The following is a 24,879-nucleotide window of genomic DNA, read 5'->3' as shown; positions in this document are numbered from 1 at the left end:
GGTCAGGCTAGTCGGGCTCGTCTTGGCCGAGCCTCGCGGTGACGAAGCGGTCCCTGCGGGTCAGGTCCTGGTGCAGGCGCACGTCGCGCCATCCGCTGGCCTCGGGGAACGTCAGGTAGACGGCGTTGCCCTGCTCGTCGGCGTGCTCGACGGCCACCCAGCCGCCGGGGCGCAGCAGCCGCCGCGCCGTGCGCTCAACCGCGCGCACCTCGCCGAGGCCGTCGTCGCCGGTGCCGTAGAGCGCCCGCGAGGGGTCGTAGTCGCGCACCTCGGGGTCGCGCGGGATGGCGCCGGGCGGGATGTAGGGCGGGTTGGAGATGACCAGGTCGACCTTGCCGTTGAGCTCGGGCAGCGCCTCGGCGAGGTCCTCCGGGTGCAGGTGGACGCGGCCCTGGCCGTGCTCGGTGATGTTGCGCTTGGCCCAGCCGTACGCGTCGGGGTCGACCTCGACCGCGTGGACCTCGGCCAGCGCCACCTCCTGGGCGATGGACAGCGCGATGGCGCCGGAGCCGGTGCCGAGGTCGACGACCAGCGGCGCGGCGACGTCCATCGCGTGAAGGGTCTCGATGGCCCAGCCGGCCATGACCTCGGTCTCGGGCCGCGGCACGAACACCCCGGGCCCGACCTTGAGCTCCAGGTAGCGGAAATAGGCGTGCCCGGTGATGTGCTGCAGCGGCTCACGGGCCTCGCGGCGAGCGACGCCCTCCCAGAACAGGGCGTCGAAGTCGGCGTCCCCGACCGTGTGCAGCTCGCTCCTGCGCACGCCGTGAACGAATGCCGCGATCTCCTCCGCGTCGGTGCGCGGCGAGGGCACACCTGCCTCGGCCAGCCGGGCGGTGGCGAGCGCGATCTCGTCCAGCAGAAATGTCATGAGTGTTGTGCGAGCTTCTCCGCCATCTCGGCGTCGATGAGTGCCTGGGTGACGGCGTTGAGCTCGCCGTCGAGGACCTGGTCGAGGTTATACGCCTTGAAGCCGACGCGGTGGTCGGAGATGCGGTTCTCGGGGAAGTTGTAGGTGCGGACGCGCTCGGAGCGGTCGACGGTGCGGACCTGCGACTTGCGCTCGGCCTGCGCGGCCGCGTCGGCCTGCTCCTGGGCGATGGCCAGCAGCCGGGCGCGCAGGATGCGCAGCGCCGACTCCTTGTTCTGGAGCTGGCTCTTCTCGTTCTGGCAGGAGACGACCACGCCGGTGGGCAAGTGGGTTATGCGGACCGCGGAGTCGGTGGTGTTGACGCTCTGTCCGCCCGGGCCGCTGGAGCGGTAGACGTCGATGCGCAGGTCGTTGGGGTCGACGTGGACGTCGACCTCCTCGGCCTCCGGGTAGACGAGCACGCCCGCGGCACTGGTGTGGATGCGGCCCTGCGACTCGGTGACGGGCACCCGCTGCACGCGGTGGACGCCGCCCTCGTACTTGAGCCGGGACCACACGCCCTCGTCGCCCTTGGCCTTGATGCCGACCGTGACGTCCTTGTAGCCGCCGAGGTCGGAGGGCTGGGTGTCGATGATCTCGGTCTTCCAGCCGAGCCGCTCGGCGTAGCGGAGGTACATCCGCAGCAGGTCGCCGGCGAACAGCGCGGACTCCTCGCCGCCCTCGCCCGCCTTGATCTCCATGATGATGTCCTTGTCATCGTTGGGATCGCGCGGGATCAGCAGGTGCTTGAGGCGCTCCTCCAGCTGGGGGATGCGCTCCTCCAGCTCGACCGCCTCGGCCGCGAACGCCTCGTCCTCGCCGCCCAGCTCCTTGGCGGCGGTCAGGTCGTCGCGGACCGACTCCAGCTCGCGGTAGGTGGTGACGATGGGCGTGAGCTGGGAGTAACGCCTGCCGAGAGTGCGGGCCTGGTGCTGGTCGGCGTGCACGGCGGGATCGGCGAGCCGCAGCTCCAGCTCGGAATACTCCTTGAGCAACTCGTCGAGGTTCACCGTGGGTCCTTCTGCTTGGTTTTCCGGCCGTTCACCAACAACGCCGACCCGGCGCACCCATGAGTGCGTCCGGGCCGGCGTCGGTGAAGCTACTTGCCCGAGGCCTTCTTGCCGAAGCGCTTCTCGAAGCGGGCCACCCGGCCGCCGGTGTCGAGGATCTTCTGCTTGCCCGTGTAGAACGGGTGGCAGGCGGAGCACACGTCGGCGTGGATGGCGCCGTTCTTCGCGGTGCTGCGCGTCGTGAAGGTGTTGCCGCAGGTGCAGGTCACCTGGGTGACGTTGTAGTCAGGGTGGATGTCGCGCTTCATTGCTGTCCTTTCGGGGTGCGGCCGCCGGGTCGCCTGTTCACGCGCCGAGCGCGTCGGCGGGAGCCGGAGCCGCTACGGGTCAGCTACCAGTGTGCCAGATGCTTCAACCCTCCCAGGCCACGCGGCATTCCCCCGGGCCGTATGGCGATCCTTATGACGCGGTCACGCGAGTCACACTAGGCTCCCGCGCACAAACCGTTACTTACCACCCATAAGGACTGCGATCAGATGATGAAGGGAATGCGGCTGCTCATCGCGGCCGCTACGGGGGCAACGCTTCTCGTCGGAGGTGTGCACGTCTCGGCCGCGAACGCGGCCACGGCCGGTCCGGACTTCTCCGGGGCGGCCTCGTCCGACGCGTTCATCCCCCTCGACAAGGACGTCGAGGTCAGCGTGACGCTGCAGCTGAGGGACCCGGGGACCGTCAGCGCCGTCAGCGGCGACATCACGCCACCCGGAGGCGCCGGGAGGCCCGTGGGCTTCGACTTCCGGCCGTCCGGCGCGGCGGAGACCGCGCTGACCGGCCGCTTCGCCATCGGCAAGGACGACCCCGCCGGCAGTTGGCGGATGAACGTCAAGGTCACCCGCGACGGAGCCACCCGCGACAACGTCTTCGAGCTCGGCGTGGCGGCCCGGCAGGGCATCACCGACGCGGTCGTGCGGCCGAACCCGGTGCAGCTCGTCAAGGGCAAGGACGTCAAGGTCTCGGTCCGGGCGGGCGTCACCGGGGCGGCATCCGTGTCGGCCCTGCTGGTCAACGACGAGACGGCCGAGACCTTCGATGTCGGCGACCTGGAGCGCGGCTCCGACGGCTACTACCGCGGCGTCACGTACTTCAGCGACGACACCGGGCCCGGCTCATGGACCCTCGAGGTCCACGCCACCCGGGGCGGCCAGACGCTCAAGGGCGTCGCATCGTTCACCGTGAAGGCCCCGGCACGGGGCTCGTCCGGGAAGACGAGGACCAGGGTGACGATCAGCGCCCCGGCCAAGGCGGCCAAGGGACGTCCGGTCAAGGTCCAGGGCAAGGTCTTCCGCGGCTCCGCGGCGTACCCGGGCAAGAAGCTGGAGGTCTACTTCAAGGCCAAGGGCACCAAGTCGTACAAGCTGCTGGGCTTCGCGCGGAGCAACTCCTCCGGCAGGTACGTCAGGACGTACACGGCCAGGAAGGACGGCTACTTCCGCGTCAAGGCGCCGGGCACGGCCAGGTCCCGCAGCTCCCTGTCACCGCAGGAGTTCGTCGACGTCAGGCCCTGACGCGCCGGCTCCGGGGACGTTCTAACGGCCCAGGTAGGTGAGCACGGCAAGCACCCGCCGATGGTCCTCGGGCGCCGGCCCGAGGGCCAGCTTGGTGAAGATGCCGGAGATGTGCTTCTCCACCGCGCCCTCCGTGACCACCAGCCGCGAGGCGATCGCGGTGTTGGAACGGCCCTCGGCCATCAGCGCCAGCACCTCACGCTCACGCGGCGACAGCGAGTCGAGCGGGGCGCCCCGGCGCTGGCGGCTGAGGAGTTGCATGACCACCTCGGGGTCGATGACCGTGCCGCCCGCGGCCACCTGTCTCACCGCCGCCAGGAACTCGGCCACGTCGGCGACCCGCTCCTTCAGCAGGTAGCCGACCGCCGGGCCGATCAGCTCGCCGGCGTAGCGCTCCTCGACGTACTGCGACAGCACCAGGATCGGGAAGTCGGGCCGCGCCTCACGCACGCGCAGGGCGGCCCGCAGCCCCTCGTCGGTGTGCGTGGGCGGCATCCGAACGTCGACGATGGCGAGGTCGGGGTCATGCCGCTCGACCGCCTCCACCAGGGCGTCGCCCTCGGACACGCTCTCCACCGTCTCCACGCCGCCGTCGGCCAGCAGACGCGCCAGCCCCTCGCGCAGCAGCACGGAGTCCTCGGCGATCACCACGCGCATGACCTCATGACTACCACGCGCAGGGCAGCTCCGCGCGCACGATCGTCGGACCGCCGACGGGGCTGTGCAGCACCAGGACGCCGTCGATGGTGGCCGCCCGGTCGACCAGGCCGGCCAGCCCGCCGCCGGGGTGGACGACCGCTCCGCCGATGCCGTCGTCCCACACGTCCACCGTCACTCCCCCGCCGTCCCTGGCCACCCGCACGCTCGCCTCGGTGGCCGCGGAGTGCTTGGCCAGGTTCGCCAGCGCCTCGGCCACGATGAAGTACGCGATGCTCTCCACGGCCGCCGGCGGCCGCTCCTCCACCTCGACCGACACGTCCACGCGGATCGGGGCGCGGGCGGCCAGCGCCGACAGGGCCGCGTCGAGCCCCCGGTCGCTGAGGATCGCCGGGTGGATGCCGCGGGCGAGGTCGCGCAGCTCCTGGATGGCGGCCTTGGTGCCCGCGTGCGCCTGCTCGATGAGCGCCCGCGCCTCCTCCGGGTCGGTGTCGAGCTTCGTCCGGGCGCGGCCCAGGTCGACCGCGACGGACAACAGCCGCTGCTGGGCGCCGTCGTGCAGGTCGCGCTCGATGCGGCGCCGCTCGGTCTCGGCCGCGTCGACGCCCCTCGCCCTGCTGGCCCGCAGCCGCTCCTCCTCGCTCCCGCCGAGCAGGACGACGGCCAGCGTGCCGTGCAGCCACGCCATGCCGCGCACGGCGTACGCGGTGACGACGAGCATGCCCAGACCGGCGGCGGAGGCGAGCACGGCCTCCGGCCAGGAGTCGACCACGAGCCCGAGGGCGTAGGTCAGGGTCGCGTATTCCGTGAGCAGGAGCGGGGCCGCCAGCATGTACAGCGTCGCCGCCCACAGCGAGACGGAGATCACGCACTCGACCAGGCTGAGCGGGCACAGCAGCAGCAGGTACCCGAGGTCCCTCCAGGTCGCCGGGTCGCCGAGCAGCCAGCTCAGATGCGCGGCGATGCCCTTGCCGGGCCGGGACCGGTACGGCGGCACGATGCGCACGCCCAGCGCGACGCGTAACAGACGCCGCTCCAGGGTCGCCGCGCCGCGCCAGATCCAGATGGTGGCCACCAGCAGCGGGATGCCGATCCACAGGAACACCAGGCCGAGCGACAGCGGCACCGCCAGCGTCAGCACCGCGAACCAGCCCAGCCCGGCCACGGGGCTCAGCAGGCAGTACGGCACGGCCCGCCACGTCGCGGGGTCGGTCAGCACGGCCCACGGGCCCCGAGGCTCGAACGGCACCCGCGTCCGTGTCGCCACGGCGGTCATGTCGGCTCCCATGGTTACAGCGTGCCTCGCGGGAGCGCGGGAGTGAATCCGGGGAGCTTCCGTCCAGAAGGTGGGGTTATCCCCCCTCGCCGGCGGCCACGGGACGCGAAAGGGGCGGCCGGAAGATCCGGCCGCCCCTTCGCTGTGCGCGCGTCAGTCGCGGTCGTTGCTCACCGTGGTCTTCTGGACCTGCAGGAGGAACTCGGCGTTGGACTTGGTCTCCTTCATCTTCTCCAGGAGAAGCTCCAGAGCCTGCTGCATGTCCAGGGCGTGCAGGACGCGGCGGAGCTTCCACACGATCTGGAGCTCGTCCTTGCCCATGAGGATCTCTTCCTTACGGGTGCCGGACGCGTCGACGTCCACCGCGGGGAAGATGCGCTTGTCCGCCAGGGAACGGTTGAGCTTGAGCTCGGCGTTGCCCGTGCCCTTGAACTCCTCGAAGATGACCTCGTCCATCTTGGACCCGGTCTCGACCAGGGCCGTGGCGAGGATCGTCAGCGAGCCGCCGTTCTCGATGTTGCGGGCGGCGCCGAAGAAGCGCTTGGGCGGGTAGAGCGCCGTGGAGTCGACACCACCCGACAGGATGCGACCGGACGCCGGGGCCGCCAGGTTGTAGGCGCGGCCGAGACGGGTGATCGAGTCGAGCAGGACGACCACGTCGTGGCCCAGCTCCACCAGGCGCTTGGCCCGCTCGATGGCGAGCTCGGCGACCGTGGTGTGGTCCTCGGCGGGACGGTCGAAGGTCGAGTGGATGACCTCGCCCTTGACCGACCGCTGCATGTCGGTGACCTCTTCGGGCCGCTCGTCCACGAGCACGACCATGAGGTGGCACTCGGGGTTGTTGCGGGTGATCGCGTTGGCGATCGACTGCAGGACCATCGTCTTGCCGGCCTTGGGCGGCGAGACGATGAGGCCACGCTGGCCCTTGCCGATGGGCGCGACGAGGTCGATGATCCTCGTGGTGAGGATGTTCGGCTCGGTCTCCAGGCGCAGGCGCTCCTGCGGGTAGAGCGGTGTCAGCTTGTTGAAGTCGGGCCGGTTGCGGGCCTGGTCCGGGTCCATGCCGTTGACGGTGTCGAGGCGGACCAGGGCGTTGAACTTCTCGCGGCGCTCGCCGTCGCGCGGCTGCCGGACGGCGCCGGTGATGACGTCGCCCTTGCGCAGGCCGTTGCGGCGGATCTGCGCGATCGAGACGTAGACGTCGTTGCTGCCCGGCAGGTAGCCGCTGGTGCGCACGAACGCGTAGTTGTCCAGGATGTCGAGGATGCCGGCGATCGGGATGAGGACGTCGTCCTCGCCGATCACGGGCTCGCTGCCCTCGAAGCGGTCACGGCCACGGCCGCGGTTGCGCTCCCTGAACCGGCCGCGGCGACCGCGTCCGCCGCGGTCGTCGTCGTCGCCGCCACCGCGCTGGTCGTTGCGGTCGCCGCGCTGGTCACGACCGGCGTCGGCGACGCGCTGGTCGCGGCCGTCCCGGCCGCCGTCACGGCCGCCGTCGCGACCGCTGTCACGGCCACCGTCACGACCGCCGTCGCGGATGCTGTCACGGCCGCCGTCACGGCCGCCGTCGCGGATGCTGTCGCGACCGCTGTCACGGCCGCCGTCGCGGATGCTGTCACGGCCGCTGTCGCGACCGCCCTCACCGCGGTCGCCGGACAGGCGGTCGTTGCCCCGGTCGTTGCCGGCACGCTCGCCACGCTCGCGGCGCTCGCCGCGGCTGCGCCGCTCGCGGCGGCTCTCGCCGCGCTCGCCACGCGGGTCGCCCTGCGTCACGTCACCGGGCTGCGCGGGCTGCTCGACGGCCGGCTCGGCCACGACGGCCGGGGCGGCAGCGGCGGCCACGGGCTCGGCGACGGGCTCGGCCTGAGGCGCGGGCTCGTCGGCGGGCTTGGCGCGGGAACGTTCCCTGCGGGCCCGGGTGGGGCGCTCCGCCACGGGAGCCGCGTCAGCCACGGCGGGTGCCTCGGCCACGGGAGCCGGCGCGCTCGCGCCGTCCGCGGAGCCGCCCTGCTTCTCCTGGATGGCCGCGATGAGCTGGCTCTTCCGCATGCGCCCGGTGCCGCTGATGCCCAGCTCGGCGGCCATCTTCTGCAGCTCGGGCAGCACCTTCGCGGACAGGCCGGTGCCGGAGCGACGCGCGCGAGGCTTCGCCGCACGGGAGGGGGTGTCGCCGGACGCGGGCTGCGCAGGCGAGCCCGTTGCGTCGGAGAGGAGTTCGGTGGTGTCGCTCAACTAAAAGGTCCTTCCCAGGGGTCGGGCGCCGGTTTCGTTCTGCCGGGCGTCCCGGAGGTGCTTGCGATCCGGCGCAACAGACCGGGTCGGGGTGCACTTTGCGATCTTCGGCCGCCGCTGGGGACGGTCGCCACTCATCGGGAGAGGCTCGTCCAGGCCGCCACAGGCCGGTGGCGCGTGGAAGACACCCCCCAGATTGCTGTCGCCAGCCAGATGTCGAGGTGATTCGAACGCGCGGACCCCCGTCAACGCCGCCTCGCGTCGGGCCAACCGGGTGTGGGCCAACCGGAGGCGACAGGTTCCGGGGAGACAGCCGCGCTGCTCACGCCTCGCGACGTGAAGCATGATGCAGCGATGTGTGGCTGACAAGCACGCACCCAACAAGGGGGCATCTGGTGCGGCTACCAGCCTAACATCACCAGCGCACACGGCTATTCCCTGGAGGTCTAAAGAGGCATCAGCGTGTCTCGGGAAACTGAACGTTCGCCCCGACGTGGTCGACGTCCATTTGCTGGATGTGCCAGTCAGTACCCACTTCGGGCGCGATCAAATCCTGCGAATCCGGTGTCGAAAACGCGAGGACCGTGGGACCCGCGCCCGACACGATCGCGGGCACGCCCACTGCACGCAGACGTTGTACCAGATCCGCGCTCCGCGGCATCGCAGGCGCGCGGTAGTGCTGGTGGAGCCGGTCTTCGGTCGCCGCCATGAGCAACCCCCGATCAGGCCGCTGGGTCAGCGCGGCGATCAGCAGCGCGGCCCGGCCGGCGTTGAAGGAGGCGTCCTTGTGGGGCACGTCCTTCGGCAGCAGCCCCCGTGCCCTCTCCGTGGCCAGTCGTGTCGCCGGAACGAACACGACGGGACGCACACGTGCGTCGGGGACCAGTTTCACCATACGCGGTGCGCCGGACTGCTCCATCCAGGCCACGGTCAGGCCCCCGGCCAGGCACGGAGCGACGTTGTCGGGGTGGCCCTCCATCTCGGTGGCCAGCGCGAACACCTCGTCGTCGCCGAACCCGCCGCCGTCGGCCGAACCGCCGTCGGCCGAACCGCCGTCGGCCGAATCCACCTCGGACGAACCGCCCTCGGACAAGCCGCCGTCGGACCCGTTCGGGAAGGCGAGCGCGCGGGCGGCGAGGATGCCCGCGCAGATGGCCGCCGACGACGAGCCGAGGCCGCGGGCGTGCGGGATGCGGTTGAGGCAGCTCACCCGGATGCCGGCCGGCTGCGCGACGCCCATGCGGTCGAACGCCCGGCGCATCGCCTTGACGACCAGATGGCCCTCGCCGAGGTCCAGCTCCCCCTCGCCCTCGCCGCGGACCGTCACCTGGACGCCGGGCTCGGCGGTCAGCTCCGCCTCCACCTCGTCGTACAGGCCGAGCGCCAGGCCGAGCGCGTCGAAGCCGGGGCCCAGGTTGGCCGACGTGGCGGGCACGCGGATCAGCACGGTGCCCCTCCGATCAGGGCTCATCCGATCAGGTCTTCCTCTCCGCGCGGCGGGGTCAGGCCAGGCCGAGGGCGGCGGCGGCCGCGTGGACGTCGATGGGCACCGTGACCGGCGCCGGGGCGCCCGAGATGGCCCAGTCGGGGTCCTTCAGCCCGTTGCCGGTGACCGTGCAGACGATCCGCTGCCCGGGCTCGATCAGCCCCTCCGCGTGCGCCTGGAGCAGGCCGGCGACGCTGGCCGCCGAGGCCAACTCGACGAACACGCCCTCCTCCTGCGCCAGCAGCTTGTACGCGGCGGCGATCTGCCGGTCGGTGACCGACTGGATGGCGCCGCCGGACTCGTCGCGCGCGGCGGTGGCGAGCTGCCACGAGGCGGGGTTGCCGATGCGGATGGCGGTGGCGATCGTGTGCGGGTGCGCCACGGGCGCGCCGGTCACGATCGGGGCCGCGCCGCTCGCCTGGAAGCCGAACATCCGCGGCGCCTTCGACGACACCTTGTCGGACAGGTACTCCTGGTAGCCCATCCAGTACGCGGAGATGTTGCCGGCGTTGCCCACGGGGATGCAGTGGATGTCGGGCGCGTCACCGAGCGTGTCGACGATCTCGAACGCGGCCGTCTTCTGACCCTGGAGCCGGAACGGGTTGACCGAGTTGACCAGCGCGATGGGATAGCTGGAGGACAGCTTGCGGGTCATCTCCAGGCAGTCGTCGAACGACCCCTCGACCTGGAGCAGCGTGGCGCCGTGGACGAGCGCCTGGGCCAGCTTGCCCATGGCGATCTTGCCGCGGGGCACGAGCACGGCGCAGGTGAGGCCGGCGCGCACGGCGTAGGCGGCGGCCGAGGCCGAGGTGTTGCCGGTGGAGGCGCAGATGACCGCCTTGGCGCCCTCCTCGACGGCCTTGCTGATGGCCATGGTCATGCCACGGTCCTTGAAGCTGCCCGTCGGGTTGGCGCCCTCGACCTTGAGATAGACGTCGCAGCCGGTGAGGGCCGAGACGCGGTGCGCGGGCACCAGGGGCGTGCCGCCCTCCAGAAGCGTGACGACCGGCGTCCTCGTGGTGACCGGAAGGCGCTCTCGGTACTCCTCGATGAGGCCACGCCACGACCTGCTCATGATGACTCCCTGCCTGCGATGTTGCGCCCGAGTGTACGGGGTGCCGGGGCGAGCCGTGGACGCCGTCCAAGGGTCGGGAGACTTCCCATCGGGTGTGCCGCATTACAGGAAATTCTCAGCATCTCCCGATAAAGTTTCGGCCAGGGGGGTCACCGACATGAACGCGCGTCCTGCCATGACGCAGAACGACTTTTCTCCTTTGCAGCCACCGGAGCTCGGCGCCTGGACGCCCGCCCGGTCCGTGAGCGTGGTGATTCCCGCGCACGGCGGGCCGCACCTGGATCTGACGCTCGCCGCGCTCGCCGCGCAGACGTACCCCGGCCACCTCCTGGAGGTCCTGGTCGTGGACGACGGCAGCGAGCCGCCGATCCGGCTGCCGGAGATCCGCCCGGACAACACCCGCCTGGTGCCCGTGCGGACCGGCTGGGGCATCTCCAACGCGGTCAACACCGGGGCCAACGCCGCCGACGGCGAGATCATCCAGCGGCTCGACGCCGACATGGTGCCCTGCCGCGAGCACATCGAGGCGCTCGCCCGCTGGCACCACGTGACCGACTACCTGGTCACGATCGGGATGAAGCGGTTCGTGGAGGCGCCGCCGCTCACCGCGGGCGAGGTCTTCCGCGCCGGGGACCTGGGAGAGCTGTTCGACCTGGACAAGGCGGTGGCCAGCTCGACGGAGGCGACGATCGCCAAGACCGACGGGCTGCGCAAGAGCCGCAACCCGTACCACGTGTGCACGGGGCCCACGGTGGCCCTGCCGCGCGAGGTCTTCCACGCCGTGGGCGGGCTCGACCCCACCGTGCTGCGCGGGGAGGACACCGAGTTCGCCTACCGGCTGGCCATGCACGGCGTGGTGTTCGTCCCGGACCTGGAGGCGCGGGCCGTCCATCTCGGGCTGCCCGCGCAGCACCTCGACCGCGAGCGCGCGGTGCGCGCCGTCGAGCCGTACCTGGCGCACCGCGTCCCGCTCCGCCGCGACCTGCGCAAGGACCGCGGGCGGCGGTGGCTGGTGCCTTACGTCGAGATCGTGCTGGACGTCACGGACGCCTCCGAGGCCGTCGTACGGCGGGCGGTGGCCGCCGCGCTGGACGGCAAGCTGCAGGACGTGGCGGTGACCCTGGTCGGGCCGTGGTCGCCGCTGCACGACGGGCGGCGCTCGGTGCTCGGCGACCCGTGCTTCGAGCTGCGGCTGATGCGCGACCTGTTCGCCCACGACGAGCGGATCAGGCTGATCGACGAGGCCGCGCCCACCCCCGCCCCGGCCCCGTTCCGCTACCGGGGGCCGGTCGACGTGCCGCTGCACCGCGCCACGCTGGAGCGCATGGTGGAGGACGCGCAGAAGGACCTCACCGGCGTGCTGGTCGTGGACCTGCCCGACGGGCGCGCGGCCCGGCTCGAACGCACCTCCGCCCTCGGCCGCGCGCTCCTGCTGGCGGAGCCGGGCGAGGACCTGGACGAGATCATCGCGACCACCCACGGCGTACGGCACGTGGCGCCGGACCGCTACTGGCCCCCGGCGCCCGCCGGCACGGCCGCGTCGGCCGCTCCGGCCGCCTCCTCCGCAGGGCAGGCGCGGCCCACCATGGCCGCCCCGACGGCCGCGAAGGCCGCGAAGGCCGCGCCGGTCACGGTGCCGGACACGGTCGGCCCGGAGGCCGAGCGGTCGCTGCTCGGCCGCCTGAAGTCGGCCCTGCGCTCCAACTGACGCCCCTGCCCCGTGGCCTTGCCGGGGGCGGGCGTCAGGCTCGCGGGCGCTTGCCCAGGGCGCGCTTGACCGTGGTGGACAGCAGCGCCCGCATGCTCTGCTGGGCGCGGTTGGCGGCGGCGAGCTGCCTGCGCAGGGCGCTGACGTCGCGGCGCAGCTCGACCGTGCTCTTGCGCCACTTGCCCGCCTCCTCGCGCCACTTGCCGACCTGGCCGCGCAGCCGCTCGACCTCCTTGGCCAGCCGTGCCGCCTCCGCCTGGGCCTCGTCGCGGGCGCGCAGGACGCTGCGGCGGCCGGTGACGGCGGCGGGCTCGGTGGTGAAGGCGTACGTCTCCCCCTCGACCCAGGTGACGCCCGCCACCTCGTCCACGACGTCGTCGAGGTCCTCGCCGGGCCGCGCCAGGAGGCGGGCGCGGGCGAAGGCCGAGGTGCGTTCGAGCCGGGCGGCCACCACGCCGTGCGGTGACTCGTCCAGGAGCACGTTGACCAGCCCCAGCCCCTCGTCGCGGCACAGGTCGAGGAGCCGGGCGAGACTGTCCTCGCCGGGCGCCCACCCGCGCGGAAGGCGCAGCACGTACGGCACGGCGGGATCCACCACGGGGGTGTCGCAGAGCCGGACGCGCCCCTCGTGCAGGTAGTGGCCGTGGACGAGGACGAGGTCGAGGCCGGGGTCGGCCAACGGGGCGCGGCGCTCGCGCTCCAGCGACTCCCACGGGCCGGTGACGACGACGCTCAGGTCGGCCAGGGTGCCGGCGAGCAGCGCGTCGACGGTCCCGCGCACGCTCTCGTAGCCCGCGGTGCCGTCGACCACGGCGGTGACGTACGGCACCTTCCACTGGCGGCCCGGATGGGAGCGCAGCCACCGGTAGGAAGGGATGCGGTCGGCCACGAACGCGTGGCTGACCCGGTCGATGCGCTCCTTGTCGCGCATGCGCATGGTGGGCCCGAGGTGGTAGGCGCGGGCCCGCGGCTCGGGCACGAACACCGCCCCGGCCTGGGCCAGCCGGTAGCCCATCTCGGTGTCCTGGCCCAGGACGAGGTCCTCGTCCATCGGGCCGGCCGCCTCGATCAGCCGGGCCGACACCGAGGTGGCGCCGCCGACGTGCAGGCTGAAGGGGCGCTGCGGGTTGTCCGTGAGGCCGTCGGTGCGCTCGACCAGCTCCACGATCCAGCCGTGGGGCTCGGCCGGCTCGAACGCCTGCTCCAGGTCGTCGGGCAACTCCGCCGGCACCGGCACGTCGGTGAACCTGATGTAGCCGGTCACGACGAGGTACGGCGCGACGTGGTGCCAGCGCATGTGGGCCTCGACGGCGCCGGGGGCCGGCAGCACGTCGGAGTCGAGCCAGTGGACGACGTCCCCGCCGGCCTCGGCCAGCCCGGCGTTGCGCGCGGCGGCCCGGCCCGGGCGGTCGCAGACGATCAGGCGGGTGCCGGGCGGCCGCGTGTCGGGCAGTCGCAGCGGGGGCGTGCTGCCGTTGTCGACGACCACGACCTCGGTCAGCTCCGCCGGGTAGGTCTGGCGTGCCAGCGCGGCCAGCGCGAGATCCAGCTTGTCCTGGCCGCCGTACGCGGGCACGATCACGCTGACGGTCAGCCGGGGCGTGAAGTCCTCGGCCGGTCGCAGGACCCGATAGTCGTTGCCCCGGACTCTCATGCCGCCTCCGCCCGCGAGCCGCCGTCCTCCATCAGCAGGCTCGGCCGGAAGCCGCGCCACTGGCTGGAGGCGAGCTTGAGGAAGTGGGCGAGCGGGAGCTGCCAGGTGTGGTCGCCGCTGAGCCCGCGCCTCAGGACGTAACCGAGGCCGTGTGTGCGGTAGATACCGGCGCCCGACTCGGCGGCGGCTTTCAGGAAGTCACGATCGACCGCACGAGGCTGGGCGGGAAATCCCCCGATCTCCTGAAATTTCGTACGGGGAACCAGGATCGTGCCGCCGGCCACATGATCGGACCAGACCTCGCTCCGGTACGCCGCGCCGCTGGCGAACATGCTGCGCCGGATCGTCGCGCGCAGCGGCTCCAGGTAGAAGAACTCCCCCGAGGTGCCGGTCACGTCGGCGCCGGAGTAGGTCAGGGCCATGACGAGGTCGGCGAGGTGGTCCGGGCCGTACCAGTCGTCGTCGTCCCACTTGGCGAGGTACTCGCCGCCGGCCGGCGCCGCGGCCTCGTTGAGCACCGTGCCGAACGGCACCTCGGCGGGCACCTCGGTCCAGGCCACGGGCAGCGGCAGCTCCTCGACGGCCCGGCGCACGCTCTCGTACGGCACTCCGTGCAGGCCCAGCAGCACCTCGACCTCTGCGCCGCGCTGGCGGGCGATCTGGGCGAGCGCGCCGGGGACCAGCTCCGGGCGCTTGGTGGCCATGACGACGCTGACGGACGGCGTGCCGGCCGGGCGGTGGGCGAGGCGGCGCAGCCGTACGCTGTGCTCCTCGCGTCGCAGGTCGGAGAGGCATCGGACGGTGCCGTCGGGCTCGTGGGCGAGCCAGGCGCGGTCGGTGATCACGGCGGCGAGGCCGGCGGGCACCCAGGCGGGCGCGTGCGTCGCGGTGAGCGGCACGCCGGCGGCGGCCAGCCGTACGAGACCGTCGAGCGGCACCGGCGCGGCCGGCCAGTCCACCTCCAGGCCGCGCAGCGGGCGCAGGGCGGCGATGTCGGCCGGCTGCGTGCGGGTCGAGGCCGGGGGCGGTGAGGAGGGCCGGGTGTCCTCGGGGGCCTCGGTGCCGTCGACCGTCCATCCGGCCTCGCTCCAGTGGAGGCGGGCCAGCCCCTGGTCCGGCGTGCGCGTGAAGCCACAGGGGGTGACGGCGGACATGCGTGCGGCGCTCCTCGACCGGCGTGGGACTCAGATCGGCGCCTACCTTACGCCGGTTTTACTGGCCCGTAGCCCAGTGCGTCATAGGTTGTCGCGCGATGCCGCAGGCCACAAGCGATCTTTCCCAGTTTGTCTCCAGGAACTTATGGCAACGTAGTGGCGAATGTTGATTAAGGTGTCAATAAATCCTTGACGCCGGATAAGTCCATGTCTACGCAGTTCAAGACCACGAAGTCCATGTCTACGAAAGGTAAGCGCGGATGCTCTCGCCCCGCCGAACGGCAGCGGCCGCCGCGATCCTCGGAGTCCTGGCCGTCGCCGCCCTCGCGCTGCTCGTCCTGGGTGGCCTCGTGACCGTGGGCGCGGCGGCGGCGACGGGGGCGTTCCTGATCGCTCTGTCCGCCCTGGCCCTGCTCGTGCTCGTCGTACGCCGACTCGACGGCAAGGCGCTGCGCATCGACCTGCGTGTGAAGAAGCACGAGGGCGAGCTGGCCAAGACCCTGACCGCGCTGCGGCGGATCGAGACGCGCCTCGACAAGCTGACGGCGGCCGTGGAGCAGTCCTCCGGCCGGCGCGACGAGGACCTCTCCGCGATCCTGGCCTCCCTCGGCGAGGACCGCGTGAACGCCATGGTCCGCGCCCGAGAGGTGGAGGAGCTGCGCGCGGAGGTCCGCGCGCTGGCCGAGGGACCGGTATGAGCGGGACGGCACGCGTACCGCGCGTCAGGCACAACGACTACGGCTCGCTGGAGCCCCCGGAGCTGGGAGCGTGGCGACCGGAGCTGACCGTCTCCGTGGTGATCCCCGCCCGCGGCCGGCCGGCGGACCTGGAGCGGACCATGGCGTCGCTGGCCGCGCAGACCTACCCCGCCGAGCTGGTCGAGGTGGTCGTGGCGGACGACGGCAGCGAGCCGCCCCTCGACGTGCCCGGCGCGCGCGTGGTGCGGGTGACGGAGGGCTGGGGCCGCGGCGCCGCCCGGGAGGCCGGCCGGCTCGCCGCCACCGGCGACGTCGTCCACTGGCTCGACTCGGACATGATCCTGGCCGACGACCACGTCGAGGCGCACATGCGCTGGCACCACCTCATCGACCACGCCGTGGTGATCGGCGAGACCCGGTTCGTGGACGCGCCGGGCGAGGAGGGCGCCCCGTCGGCGTACACCACCAAGACCCTGGAGTCGACGCGGATGCTGAAGGACGCCGGCTCCAGCGCGTACCTGCTGCACACCGGCGCCTCCAGCTCGGTGCGCGCGGACCTGCTGCGCGCGGCGGGCGGCGTGGACACCCGTCTGAACATGGCGGAGGACACCGAGCTCGGCTACCGGCTCGCGCAGGCGGGCGCGGTGTTCATCCCGGAGCCGGCCGCCCGCGGCTGGCACGTCGGCCCGTCCACGGTCATGCGGCGCGAGCAGGACGTCCACCGGCACAACTGGTCCTACCTGGGCGACCTCGTGCCCGACCTGCGCTGGCTGCGCGGCCATCCGCGCCGCCACTGGCTCGTGCCGTACGTGCGGGTGGTCGTGCCCGCGACCACGTACGAGGAGACGCGCGGCGCGGTGGACGCGATCCTGGCGAGCACGCTGACCGACGCGGCCGTCACGATCGTCGGCCCGTGGGGCGAGCTCACGGACGGGCGGCGCGCCTGCCTGGACGAGCCGCTGCTGGACGCCCGCCTCCTCACCCACCTCTACCGGCACGAGCCGCGCGTCTCCTTCGCCGGGGAGGAGCCGCTCTCCGCGGCTCCGGCGCCGTTCCTGCTGCGGCTGCCGGCCGGCTGGGCGCCGGGCGCCGACACGCTGTCCCGGCTCGTACGGCAGGCCGACGCGGACCTGCTCGGCCTGGTCTGCGTGGCCCTCGCCGAGTCGCCGGAGGGCGTGGTCGCGGCCCGCCTGGAGCGCACCGCCGCGTTCTCCCGGGCGGCCCGGCTGAACGGCGTGGCCGACGACCTGGTGGACGAGATGTTCGGGTCGCTGTGGGTGAGCGGGGGCGAGTACGGACTGGTGCCGGTCGCCGAGGCGGAGTCACCGGCCGGTGACGCGGCCAGATGGCGGGCGCTGGCGGGCGATCGGCTGGCGGAGGTGAAGAGGCTGCGGGGCGAGCTGGAGAGGCTTTCGGCCGAGGTCGAGCGGCTGTCGGCCGGGCCCGCCGCCGAGGAGGAGGGGCGGCTGACCTCGCTCATCAGGCATCTGAGGAGCGCCGGATGATCGGGGAGCTGCTGGCGGAGATGCCGGGGGCCCGGGTCTTCCTCGCCGGGATCGACGTCTGCGACCTCCCGGGTCCCGCCTCGCCGGTCGCCGCCCCCACGAGGGATTCGCGGGACGCGGGGGACGCGGGGGACATCGTGGATCTCGACCGGGACCTGCTGGAGCCGCCGCCCGCCGCCGAGCAGGTGGCCGAGGTGCTGGTGATCGCCGGCACGCCCGCCGACCTGCGCCGGGCCGCCACCCTGCACAAACTGCTGCCGGAGACGCGCCGCGTGGTCGTGGCCGTCCTGGACACCCCGCCCGCGCACCCCGCGCCGGTGCCCACGCCGACGCCCGCGCACCGCTGGCGCTCGCTGTCCGACCTGCGCGTCCACCGGCCCAAGGACCGGGTGTGGGTGGTGGACGCCCGCTTCTCCGCGCCGACGCCCGCCGGCCGTACCGTGACCGCGACCTCGCGCGCGTTCGCCGGGCACCGGCTCGACGTCATCGCCGCGCCCGCCGCCGCCCTCGCCGGGGTCGGCGCGGCCGACTGGCGGCCGGGCGACCCCAACGCCACACCCGCCGAGGTCACCGGCCCGGTCCCCGATCGCGTCGGGGCGCCGGGCGGCGACATGGTCCTGCGCACCTCCGACTCCGGGCCCGCGGCGCCGCCCGAGGAGGGCCCCGGCGGCTGGACCGGCGACGATCGGCCCATCGAGCGGCCCATGGCGCGCGCCGCCACCTGGGAGCGGCTCGGCCGGCCCGGCGGGGCCGCGCTGCCGCTCGCCGACCCCGACGTGCTCGCCGAGCCGTCCATGATCCCGCCCGTGGACGAGCGGCTGGTCAACCCGCAGGGCTTCGTCACCACCCCGTCGCGCGGCATGGCGTCGCTGGAGGAGCGCGACGGCCGCTGGGCGGTCGTGCTCGACGGCAGGACGGTGACGACGTTCGCCGAGTCGGGCGGCGTCACGGACGCCGACGTGGCCCGCCTCCGGCAGATCCGCGGCGTCGAGGTGGACTGGCGGCACGCCCACAGCGGCCCCCTCGCCGCCGTGCGGGTGCTGGCCGGGCTCGCCGCGGCCGGTGTCCCGCTGGTCGCGGAGTCGGTGCCGCGCTGGGCGGGCGGGCTCGGCGACGACCTCGTCGAGCTGCTGACCGGCCGCCCCGACCTCACCGACGACCTGCGGCGCGAGGAGCACAGCGTCAGGCTGCGCCGCCGGGCCCTGCGCACCCACGGCGTCGCCGCCCGCTGGGAGCAGCTCGGCGCGCCCGCGCCCGCGCCGCCCCTCACGTCCGTCCTGCTCGCCACCCGCCGCGCCGACATGGTCGGCTTCGCGCTGCGGCAGGCGGCCCGGCAGCGCGGCGCGCAGCTTGAGGTCGTCCTCGCCCTGCACGGTGTGCCCGCCGGCCACCCCGACGTGGCCGCGGCGATCGCCGCCCACGACGGCCCCCTCACCGTGTACGAGGCCGACGGGCGGCAGATCTTCGGCGAGGTGCTCAACGAAGCCGCCTCCCGGGCGTCCGGCTCGTTCCTGCTCAAGATGGACGACGACGACTGGTACGGCCCGGACTTCCTGTCGGACCTGCTGCTCGCCCACTCCTACTCGGGGGCGCAGGTGGTGGGGACCGTGCCGGAGTTCGTCTACCTGTCCTCGATCGACGTGACCGTGCACCGCAGCCAGGTCACCGAGCAGATCACCAGCTTCGTGGCGGGCGGGACGATCCTGGTGGAGCGGTCGGCGTTCCAGGCGGTGGGCGGGTTCCGGCCGCTGCGCCGCTCGGTTGACACGCAGTTCCAGGAGGCGCTGCAGGCGGCGGGCGGGCAGATCTACCGCACCCACGGCCTGGGCTACGTCCTGCGCCGCGGCCCCGCCGCCAACCACACCTGGCAGGAGCCGATCGGCACGTTCCTGCAACGCAACAAGAAGCAGTGGCGGGGATTCCGCCCCAGCGTCCTCATGGAGCTCGACCGGAGCAGCGCGTCATGACCCTCATGGAGCTCGACCGGAGCAGCGCATCATGACCCTCATCCCCCGGATCCGGCGGCAGGACTTCGGCGTGCTCACCCCGCCGCCCCTCGGCGGCTGGACCCCCACGCTGACCGTGACGGTCGTCATCCCCGCCCACGACCGCCAGGCGACCCTCGACCTCACGCTCGCGGCGCTCTCGGCCCAGACGTACCCGGCCGAGCTGATGGACGTGGTCGTGGTGGACGACGGCAGCGCGGTCCCGCTGCGCCTGCCCGAGGTCGTGCCGGACGGCACCAAGCTCATCTCCAGCCCGTACGGTGGCTGGGGACGCGCCTGGGCGCTCCAGGCGGGCCTCGACGCCGCCGCCGGCGAGGTCGTCCTCGTGCTCGACGCGGACATGGTGCCCCACCGGACCCACGTCGAGGCCCAGCTCCGCTGGCACCACCTCGCCCCGTACCTGGTGGTGCTGGGCTGGATCGACTTCACCTCCGCCGACCGGCTGCCCGGGCCCGAGGACGTCGTCGCGGCCCTGCGGGCGGGCACGGAGCGCGAGCTGTTCCCGCTCTCGCCGGAGCGCCACGACTGGGCCGAGAGGATCATCGAGGACCACGACGGGCTGCGCACCGCGCCCAGCTCGCTGGCCACGAGGATCCACGTGGGCGCGACGGCCTCGTACCCGGCCTGGCTGCTGCGCTCGATCGGCGGGCTCGACACCTCGCTGGTGCTGGCGGAGGACACCGAGCTGGGGTACCGGCTCACCCAGGCGGGCGCGGTCTTCGTCCCGGACGCCGAGGCGCGGGCCTGGCACGTCGGCCTGCCCACGGCCATGCGGGACTTCGCCGCCCTCAAGCGGTACAACGACCCGTACGTCGCCGACCGGGTGCCCTACCGTCGCTACCTGCGCACGGATCCGGGCCGCCAGTGGCTCGTGCCGTACGTGGACGCGTACGTCCCGGCCGGAGCCTACGAGGACGTACGGGCCAGTGTGGACGCGTTGCTGGGCGCGAGCCTGCCGGACGTCCGGGTCACCGTCGAGGGCCCGTGGACGTCCCTCGGCTCCGGCCGCCGCTCCCCGCTCCGCGACCCCGACCTGGACCTGCGTCTGATCCAGGCCACGTTCGCGCACGACCCGCGGGTCCGCCTCGCCCCGCACCCCGCCTGGCCCGCACCGGCCGGCCCTCCCGCGGACGCCGGAGAGCCGGACAGCGACGACCGTCCGGCCGGCGCGGGAGTCGCCGTCACCGGAGGCGCCGGTGTTCCCGCGGGTGCCGGTCAGGAGCCGCCGCCGGTCGTGCCGCCGTTCCGGTTGCTCGTGCCGCCCGGCTGGGTGCCGGCCCCCGACGCCGTCGAGCGTCTCGTCCAGCGGCTGGAGGAGGCCGACGGCGGCGCCCTGTGCCTGGCGCTGGAGGAGACCGGGGACGGCGTGGTGACCGCCCGCCTGGAGCGGACGGCGGCCCTGTCGCGCGCCGCCCTGGTCGCCCGGCCCGGGGAGCATCTGGACGACGTCCTGGACGAGGTGTTCGGCGTGGAGTGGCTGGACGGCGCGTCGTGGGGCTTCGCCCGGCGCCCGGAGGTCTACCCGCCCCGCAGGCGCCCCGTCCCGGAGCACGTCGCCCGGCTGGCCGAGCGTGACAAGGAGATCCTCCTCCTGCGCAGGCGCACGGACGCGCTCCGCACCGAGCTGGCGGAGCAGCGCAGGCAGGCCGGCAAGGCGGCCAGGGACGCGGCGCGCTGGCGTGAGAAGGCCGAGGAGTGGCGCCGCAAGGCCGTGTCCCTCTCCCGGACCCGCGACCGCACCGTCCTCAACCGCGCGGTCCTGAGGCGGGCCGTGCGCCGGGTCCGCGGTCTCACCTCTCCGGAAGCCTGAGCCCGACGAGCCTCCGGGCCGGCTCCAGCGTGGGCCGGGGCGGCGGCGATCCGCGCTGTCCTAGTCTGGGCACATGCCGGAGTATGTGCGCAGGCGGGCGGCGCCGCGACTGCGCGGGCTGGTGTCCGGCTACTCCGGGTATCGCTGGTCCGGTGCGCCGGGGCTGCATCATGGGCTGCCGTCCACGCATCTGACGCTCGTCGTCTGCCTGTCCGGCACGCTCGACTTCGTGGGACGTCGGCCAGTGTCCTTCGTGTCCGTGGCCGGCGGGTTGCACGACGGTCCGGTCGTGATGTCGCACCATGGCCTGCAGTACGGCCTGCAACTGGATGTGCCCTGGCGAGGCGCACGGGCCTTGCTGGGGGTGCCGGCCGGCGAGTTGGCCGGTGACGTGGTCGGCCTGCCGGACCTGCTCGGCGATCGGGCCGATGAGCTGGCCGAACGGCTGGCCGCCGCGCCGACGTGGCGGCACCGGTTCCGGCTGCTGGACACCACGCTGTCCGGGCTGGCCGACGCCGGCCGCGGCGAGCCGCCGGCCGAGGTGGCGCAGGCGTGGCGGCGGCTGACCGAGACCGCCGGGAGGCTGCGCATCGGCGCGCTCGCCCGGGAGGTGGGCTGGAGCCGCCGGCACCTCACCAGCCGGTTCCAGCGTGAGATCGGCCTGCCGCCGAAGGCTGCGGCCCGGGTGATCCGGTTCGAGCGTGCCCGGCGTCTGCTGCGCTCCCGGTACCGGCCGTCCCTGGCCGAGACCGCGGTCGAGTGCGGCTACGCCGATCAGGCCCATCTGGCGCGGGACTTCCGCGCCCTGGGTGGCCTCACCGCGACGCGATGGCTCGCGGAGTTCCCATCCGTACAAGACCTGGACGCGGCCCTGGGCGACGATGGGCCGCATGCCGCGGAACGACAACGCTGACCGTCCCTCGGTGTGGCCGGGGCCGGCCGAGTCATGATCGCCGCGGCCGCGGACAGGGAGTCCGGAGACATGTTCATACTCGCTTGGAGTCGTCGATGATCGTTAACCGTGTCGTGCCCAACATCCGGTCGGAGGCTGTGCGGGAGAGCCGGGAGTTCTATGGGCTGCTGGGGTTCGAGGAGGCCATGAACCTCGGCTGGATCACGACGCTCGCCTCACCGTCCAGCCCGGCAGCGCAGATCAGCTTCATGACCGGCGACAGGACCGCACCGGTCATCCCCGACCTGAGCGTCGAGGTGGACGATGTGGACGCGGCCTATGCGGTCATGCGGAAGAGCGGTGCGGAGATCGTGCATCCCTTGCAGGACGAGGAGTGGGGCGTCCGCCGGTTCTTCGTCCGCGACCCCAACGGCCGCGTGGTCAACGTACTGAGCCACCGCTGAATGATCGTGGGGGAGCCCGGCTCCCCCGCTGTCACAGCCCGCCTGAAGCCCGTGCCCACCGACCGGGCTACTCGTCGCCCTCCACGCGCATCACGCTGGCCACCGCGCGGACGATGTCCAGGTCGCGCAGCCCCTCCATGGTCGCCGTCAGCGCGGCGTCCGTGGCGCGGTGGGTGACGATGACAAGCTGGGCGTCGTCGCCGTGGCCCTCCTGGCGTACGGTCTGGATCGAGACGTCGTGCGCCGAGAACAGCTCCGCGACGCGCGCCAGCACGCCCGGCTTGTCGGCGACGTCCAGTGCCACGTGGCAGCGCGTGACCGTCTCGCCCATCGGGTGGACGCTCAGCGAGGCGTACGTGGACTCCTCGGGGCCCCGGGTGCCGGCCAGGCGGTTGCGGGCCACGGCGACCAGGTCGCCGAGCACGGCCGAGGCCGTCGGCGCGCCGCCCGCGCCCTTGCCGTAGAACATGAGCTGTCCCGCCGACTCGGCCTCCACGAACACCGCGTTGTACGCCTCACGCACCCCGGCCAGCGGGTGGGACCTCGGGATCATGGCCGGGTGGACCCGCACGCCGACGGAGCGGCCGTCGTCGGAGCGGGCGCAGATGGCCAGCAGCTTGATGACGTACCCCATGGCCTTGGCCGAGGCCACGTCCGTGGCGGTGATCTCGGTGATGCCCTCGCGGTGGACGTCGGCGGCCGTCACCCGGCTGTGGAAGGCGAGCCCGGCGAGGATGGCGGCCTTGGCGGCGGCGTCGAAGCCCTCGACGTCGGCCGTGGGGTCGGCCTCGGCGTAGCCGAGCGTCTGGGCCTCCTCCAGGGCGTCGGTGAAGGACGCGCCGGTGGAGTCCATCTTGTCGAGGATGTAGTTGGTCGTGCCGTTGACGATGCCGAGCACGCGCCGCACCCGGTCGCCGGCCAGCGACTCGCGCAGCGGGCGCAGCAGCGGGATGGCCCCGGCGACGCTGGCCTCGAAGTACAGGTCGCCGTTGCCGGCGCGGGCGGCCTCGTGCAGGGTGGCGCCGTCCTCGGCGAGCAGCGCCTTGTTGGCGGTGACGACGGACTTGCCCCGGCTCAGCGCCGCCACGATGAGCGAGCGGGCCGGCTCGATGCCGCCGATGACCTCGACCACGATGTCGATGTCGTCGCGGGTGACGAGCGCCTCGGCGTCGGTGGTGAGCAGCTCCGGGGCGACCTCGACGTCGCGCTTGCGGCCCAGGCGGCGCACGGCCACCCCGGCCAGCTCCAGCGGGGCGCCGACGCGGGCGGTCAGGTCGCCGTCCTGCTCGTGCAGGAGCCGGATGACCTGCGAGCCGACGACGCCGCAGCCCAGCAACGCGACCTTCAGCGGTTTCACAGCTGCCCCCTCAACAGGTCGTCCTCGGTCTCGCCCCGCACGATCACGCGGGCCTCGCCGTCGGCGACGGCGACCACGGCGGGCCTGGGCAGGTAGTTGTAGTTGCTCGCCAGCGAGCGGCAGTAGGCGCCGGTCGCGCCGACGGCCAGCAGGTCGCCGGGGGCGAGGTCGGACGGCAGGAAGCAGTCGCGGACGATGATGTCGCCGCTCTCGCAGTGCTTGCCGACGACGCGGCTGAGCATGGGCTCGGCCGTGCTGTCCCGGCTGGCGAGCGTGACCGCGTAGTCGGCGCCGTACAGGGCGGTGCGGATGTTGTCGCTCATGCCGCCGTCGATGCTCACGTACGTGCGCAGGCCCTCGACGTCCTTGACGGTGCCGACCTCGTAGAGGGTGACGCCGCCGGGGCCGACGATCGCGCGGCCGGGCTCCACGGTGAGGCGGGGCACCGGCAGGCCGGCGCCCGTGCACTCCTTGGCGACGATCTCGCGCAGGCCGTCGGCGATCTCCTTGACGTCGGGGGCCTCGTCCTCGTCGACGTACGCGATGCCGTAGCCGCCGCCGAGGTCGAGCTCGGGCAGGACCACGCCGTGCTCGTCCTTGATCTGCACGAGCAGCCCGGCCAGGCGACGGGCGGCCACCTCGAAGCCGGCCGTGTCGACGATCTGCGAGCCGATGTGCGAGTGGAGGCCGACGAGCTCCAGGGACGGCAGCGCGAGGATGCGGCGCACGGCCTCGGCGGCGGCGCCGGCGCTGAGCGACAGGCCGAACTTCTGGTCGTCGTGGGCCGTGGCGATGAACTCGTGGGTGTGCGCCTCGACGCCGGTGGTGACGCGGATCATCACCTTGGGCCGCTTGCCGTGCTCGGCGGCGAGGTGGCCGAGCCTGGCGATCTCCTCGAAGGAGTCGACCACGATGCGGCCGACGCCGACCTCCAGGGCGCGGGTCAGCTCGGCGACGGACTTGTTGTTGCCGTGCATGGTGATGCGCTCGGGCGGGAAGCCGACGCTGAGCGCCACGGCCAGCTCGCCGCCGCTGGCGACGTCGAGGCCGAGGCCCTCGTCGTCGAGCCAGCGGACGATCTCCTTGCAGAGGAACGCCTTGCCGGCGTAGTGGACGTCGGAGCCGGCGAAGGCGGTGACGTAGTCGCGCATGCGCGAGCGGACGTCGTGCTCATCGAGGACGAACAGCGGCGTGCCGTGCTCGCGGGCGAGGTCGCGGACGTCGACGTGACCGATCGTGAGCGCGCCATCGGTCCGGCCCGACGTTCGGGGCCAGATCGCGGGGTTGATCCGGTTGAGGTCGGCGGGCGGGAGCGGCGGGCGCTCGTGCGGCAGCATCTCGGCGTGCCGGTCCCCTGCGGGATGGGCGAATCGACTCACCCGATCGAGGCTATCGGAACAGTCCAACCACCAGGACCCGT

General features: G+C 73.2%; 20 protein-coding genes. 8 read left to right on the top strand and 12 right to left on the bottom strand.

Annotated elements, in window-relative coordinates; all coding sequences use genetic code 11:
* Window positions 1–7: 7 nt before the first annotated feature.
* From prmC to rpmE, 3 genes are all read right to left on the bottom strand, one after another.
* A complete protein-coding gene (gene prmC / locus ABZS51_RS06420) occupies window positions 8–871 on the bottom strand; it encodes a peptide chain release factor N(5)-glutamine methyltransferase (RefSeq protein WP_310710577.1) in 864 nt (287 codons plus the stop codon).
* A complete protein-coding gene (prfA, locus tag ABZS51_RS06415) occupies window positions 868–1,920 on the bottom strand; it encodes a peptide chain release factor 1 (protein ID WP_310710576.1) in 1,053 nt (350 codons plus the stop codon). Before prfA ends, prmC begins: the two co-directional genes overlap by 4 nt.
* A gap of 89 nt (window positions 1,921–2,009) precedes the next feature.
* Window positions 2,010–2,228 (bottom strand): 50S ribosomal protein L31, encoded by a 219-nt coding sequence (rpmE, locus tag ABZS51_RS06410; protein ID WP_310710575.1) that lies wholly within the window; start codon window positions 2,226–2,228, stop codon window positions 2,010–2,012.
* A 228-nt stretch (window positions 2,229–2,456) separates the two neighbouring features.
* Here rpmE and ABZS51_RS06405 point away from each other — a divergent pair, with 228 nt between their 5' ends.
* Window positions 2,457–3,485, top strand: coding sequence for a hypothetical protein (locus ABZS51_RS06405; protein WP_355437079.1), 1,029 nt, complete (start codon window positions 2,457–2,459; stop codon window positions 3,483–3,485).
* Window positions 3,486–3,506: 21 nt separating this feature from the next.
* Here the strand turns inward: ABZS51_RS06405 and ABZS51_RS06400 are convergent, their stop codons facing one another.
* The 5 genes from ABZS51_RS06400 to thrC form a co-directional block, all read right to left on the bottom strand.
* Window positions 3,507–4,142, bottom strand: a complete 636-nt coding sequence (locus ABZS51_RS06400) for a response regulator transcription factor (RefSeq protein WP_355437077.1) — start codon at window positions 4,140–4,142, stop codon at window positions 3,507–3,509.
* Between the two features lie 10 nt (window positions 4,143–4,152).
* The gene (locus ABZS51_RS06395) at window positions 4,153–5,430 is read right to left on the bottom strand and encodes a sensor domain-containing protein (RefSeq protein WP_355437075.1); all 1,278 of its coding nucleotides are present in this window, start codon (window positions 5,428–5,430) and stop codon (window positions 4,153–4,155) included.
* Between the two features lie 141 nt (window positions 5,431–5,571).
* The gene (gene rho, locus ABZS51_RS06390; protein ID WP_355437073.1) at window positions 5,572–7,650 is read right to left on the bottom strand and encodes a transcription termination factor Rho; all 2,079 of its coding nucleotides are present in this window, start codon (window positions 7,648–7,650) and stop codon (window positions 5,572–5,574) included.
* A gap of 457 nt (window positions 7,651–8,107) precedes the next feature.
* Complete coding sequence (locus tag ABZS51_RS06385) at window positions 8,108–9,097, bottom strand: homoserine kinase (RefSeq protein ID WP_355437070.1); 990 nt, start codon at window positions 9,095–9,097, stop codon at window positions 8,108–8,110.
* A 55-nt stretch (window positions 9,098–9,152) separates the two neighbouring features.
* Window positions 9,153–10,211 carry a threonine synthase gene (gene thrC / locus ABZS51_RS06380; protein ID WP_355437067.1) on the bottom strand — a complete coding sequence of 353 codons (1,059 nt, stop codon included), beginning with the start codon at window positions 10,209–10,211 and terminating at the stop codon, window positions 9,153–9,155.
* Window positions 10,212–10,368: 157 nt separating this feature from the next.
* On the opposite strand from thrC, the gene ABZS51_RS06375 reads away from it, so the two are divergent.
* Entirely contained in the window at window positions 10,369–11,919 is a 1,551-nt protein-coding gene (locus ABZS51_RS06375) for a glycosyltransferase (RefSeq protein ID WP_355437064.1), read from the top strand.
* Window positions 11,920–11,953: 34 nt separating this feature from the next.
* Here the strand turns inward: ABZS51_RS06375 and ABZS51_RS06370 are convergent, their stop codons facing one another.
* Together ABZS51_RS06370 and ABZS51_RS06365 are read right to left on the bottom strand one after the other, a co-directional pair.
* The gene (locus tag ABZS51_RS06370; RefSeq protein ID WP_355437062.1) at window positions 11,954–13,573 is read right to left on the bottom strand and encodes a glycosyltransferase; all 1,620 of its coding nucleotides are present in this window, start codon (window positions 13,571–13,573) and stop codon (window positions 11,954–11,956) included.
* Window positions 13,570–14,727: a family 2 glycosyl transferase gene (locus ABZS51_RS06365; protein ID WP_355437060.1), complete on the bottom strand. Its 1,158-nt coding sequence runs from the start codon at window positions 14,725–14,727 to the stop codon at window positions 13,570–13,572. Before ABZS51_RS06365 ends, ABZS51_RS06370 begins: the two co-directional genes overlap by 4 nt.
* A gap of 260 nt (window positions 14,728–14,987) precedes the next feature.
* Here ABZS51_RS06365 and ABZS51_RS06360 point away from each other — a divergent pair, with 260 nt between their 5' ends.
* The 6 genes from ABZS51_RS06360 to ABZS51_RS06335 all read left to right on the top strand — a co-directional run bounded on the left by ABZS51_RS06360 (window position 14,988) and on the right by ABZS51_RS06335 (window position 22,102).
* Entirely contained in the window at window positions 14,988–15,425 is a 438-nt protein-coding gene (locus tag ABZS51_RS06360) for a hypothetical protein (RefSeq protein ID WP_355437058.1), read from the top strand.
* Window positions 15,422–16,930 (top strand): glycosyltransferase, encoded by a 1,509-nt coding sequence (locus ABZS51_RS06355; RefSeq protein ID WP_355437056.1) that lies wholly within the window; start codon window positions 15,422–15,424, stop codon window positions 16,928–16,930. Before ABZS51_RS06360 ends, ABZS51_RS06355 begins: the two co-directional genes overlap by 4 nt.
* On the top strand, window positions 16,927–18,897 hold the full coding sequence (locus ABZS51_RS06350) for a glycosyltransferase (protein WP_355437054.1): 1,971 nt from the start codon (window positions 16,927–16,929) through the stop codon (window positions 18,895–18,897). The genes ABZS51_RS06355 and ABZS51_RS06350 overlap by 4 nt, the downstream gene beginning before the upstream one ends.
* A gap of 31 nt (window positions 18,898–18,928) precedes the next feature.
* Window positions 18,929–20,746 (top strand): glycosyltransferase, encoded by a 1,818-nt coding sequence (locus ABZS51_RS06345; protein ID WP_355437052.1) that lies wholly within the window; start codon window positions 18,929–18,931, stop codon window positions 20,744–20,746.
* 73 nt (window positions 20,747–20,819) lie between these two features.
* Complete coding sequence (locus tag ABZS51_RS06340) at window positions 20,820–21,659, top strand: helix-turn-helix domain-containing protein (RefSeq protein WP_355437050.1); 840 nt, start codon at window positions 20,820–20,822, stop codon at window positions 21,657–21,659.
* A 95-nt stretch (window positions 21,660–21,754) separates the two neighbouring features.
* The gene (locus tag ABZS51_RS06335) at window positions 21,755–22,102 is read left to right on the top strand and encodes a VOC family protein (protein ID WP_355437048.1); all 348 of its coding nucleotides are present in this window, start codon (window positions 21,755–21,757) and stop codon (window positions 22,100–22,102) included.
* A gap of 67 nt (window positions 22,103–22,169) precedes the next feature.
* Here the strand turns inward: ABZS51_RS06335 and ABZS51_RS06330 are convergent, their stop codons facing one another.
* Together ABZS51_RS06330 and lysA are read right to left on the bottom strand one after the other, a co-directional pair.
* Window positions 22,170–23,459 (bottom strand): homoserine dehydrogenase, encoded by a 1,290-nt coding sequence (locus ABZS51_RS06330; protein WP_310710559.1) that lies wholly within the window; start codon window positions 23,457–23,459, stop codon window positions 22,170–22,172.
* Window positions 23,456–24,838, bottom strand: a complete 1,383-nt coding sequence (gene lysA / locus ABZS51_RS06325) for a diaminopimelate decarboxylase (protein WP_310710558.1) — start codon at window positions 24,836–24,838, stop codon at window positions 23,456–23,458. Before lysA ends, ABZS51_RS06330 begins: the two co-directional genes overlap by 4 nt.
* Between the last annotated feature and the right edge of the window lie 41 nt (window positions 24,839–24,879).

This window comes from Nonomuraea sp. NPDC005501, from assembly GCF_040605905.1.
GTDB lineage: Bacteria > Actinomycetota > Actinomycetes > Streptosporangiales > Streptosporangiaceae > Nonomuraea.
This window is presented reverse-complemented; position numbering and strand designations above follow the sequence as displayed.

What these genes read in the sequence shown, in the direction of transcription:
- prmC (WP_310710577.1), bottom strand. Translation starts at nt 871, where the DNA reads ATGACATTTCTGCTGGACGAGATCGCGCTCGCCACCGCCCGGCTGGCC.
- rpmE (WP_310710575.1), bottom strand. Translation starts at nt 2,228, where the DNA reads ATGAAGCGCGACATCCACCCTGACTACAACGTCACCCAGGTGACCTGC.
- ABZS51_RS06405 (WP_355437079.1), top strand. Translation starts at nt 2,457, where the DNA reads ATGATGAAGGGAATGCGGCTGCTCATCGCGGCCGCTACGGGGGCAACG.
- ABZS51_RS06400 (WP_355437077.1), bottom strand. Translation starts at nt 4,142, where the DNA reads ATGCGCGTGGTGATCGCCGAGGACTCCGTGCTGCTGCGCGAGGGGCTG.
- ABZS51_RS06395 (WP_355437075.1), bottom strand. Translation starts at nt 5,430, where the DNA reads ATGGGAGCCGACATGACCGCCGTGGCGACACGGACGCGGGTGCCGTTC.
- thrC (WP_355437067.1), bottom strand. Translation starts at nt 10,211, where the DNA reads ATGAGCAGGTCGTGGCGTGGCCTCATCGAGGAGTACCGAGAGCGCCTT.
- ABZS51_RS06375 (WP_355437064.1), top strand. Translation starts at nt 10,369, where the DNA reads ATGAACGCGCGTCCTGCCATGACGCAGAACGACTTTTCTCCTTTGCAG.
- ABZS51_RS06370 (WP_355437062.1), bottom strand. Translation starts at nt 13,573, where the DNA reads ATGAGAGTCCGGGGCAACGACTATCGGGTCCTGCGACCGGCCGAGGAC.
- ABZS51_RS06365 (WP_355437060.1), bottom strand. Translation starts at nt 14,727, where the DNA reads ATGTCCGCCGTCACCCCCTGTGGCTTCACGCGCACGCCGGACCAGGGG.
- ABZS51_RS06360 (WP_355437058.1), top strand. Translation starts at nt 14,988, where the DNA reads ATGCTCTCGCCCCGCCGAACGGCAGCGGCCGCCGCGATCCTCGGAGTC.
- ABZS51_RS06355 (WP_355437056.1), top strand. Translation starts at nt 15,422, where the DNA reads ATGAGCGGGACGGCACGCGTACCGCGCGTCAGGCACAACGACTACGGC.
- ABZS51_RS06350 (WP_355437054.1), top strand. Translation starts at nt 16,927, where the DNA reads ATGATCGGGGAGCTGCTGGCGGAGATGCCGGGGGCCCGGGTCTTCCTC.
- ABZS51_RS06345 (WP_355437052.1), top strand. Translation starts at nt 18,929, where the DNA reads ATGACCCTCATCCCCCGGATCCGGCGGCAGGACTTCGGCGTGCTCACC.
- ABZS51_RS06340 (WP_355437050.1), top strand. Translation starts at nt 20,820, where the DNA reads ATGCCGGAGTATGTGCGCAGGCGGGCGGCGCCGCGACTGCGCGGGCTG.
- ABZS51_RS06335 (WP_355437048.1), top strand. Translation starts at nt 21,755, where the DNA reads ATGATCGTTAACCGTGTCGTGCCCAACATCCGGTCGGAGGCTGTGCGG.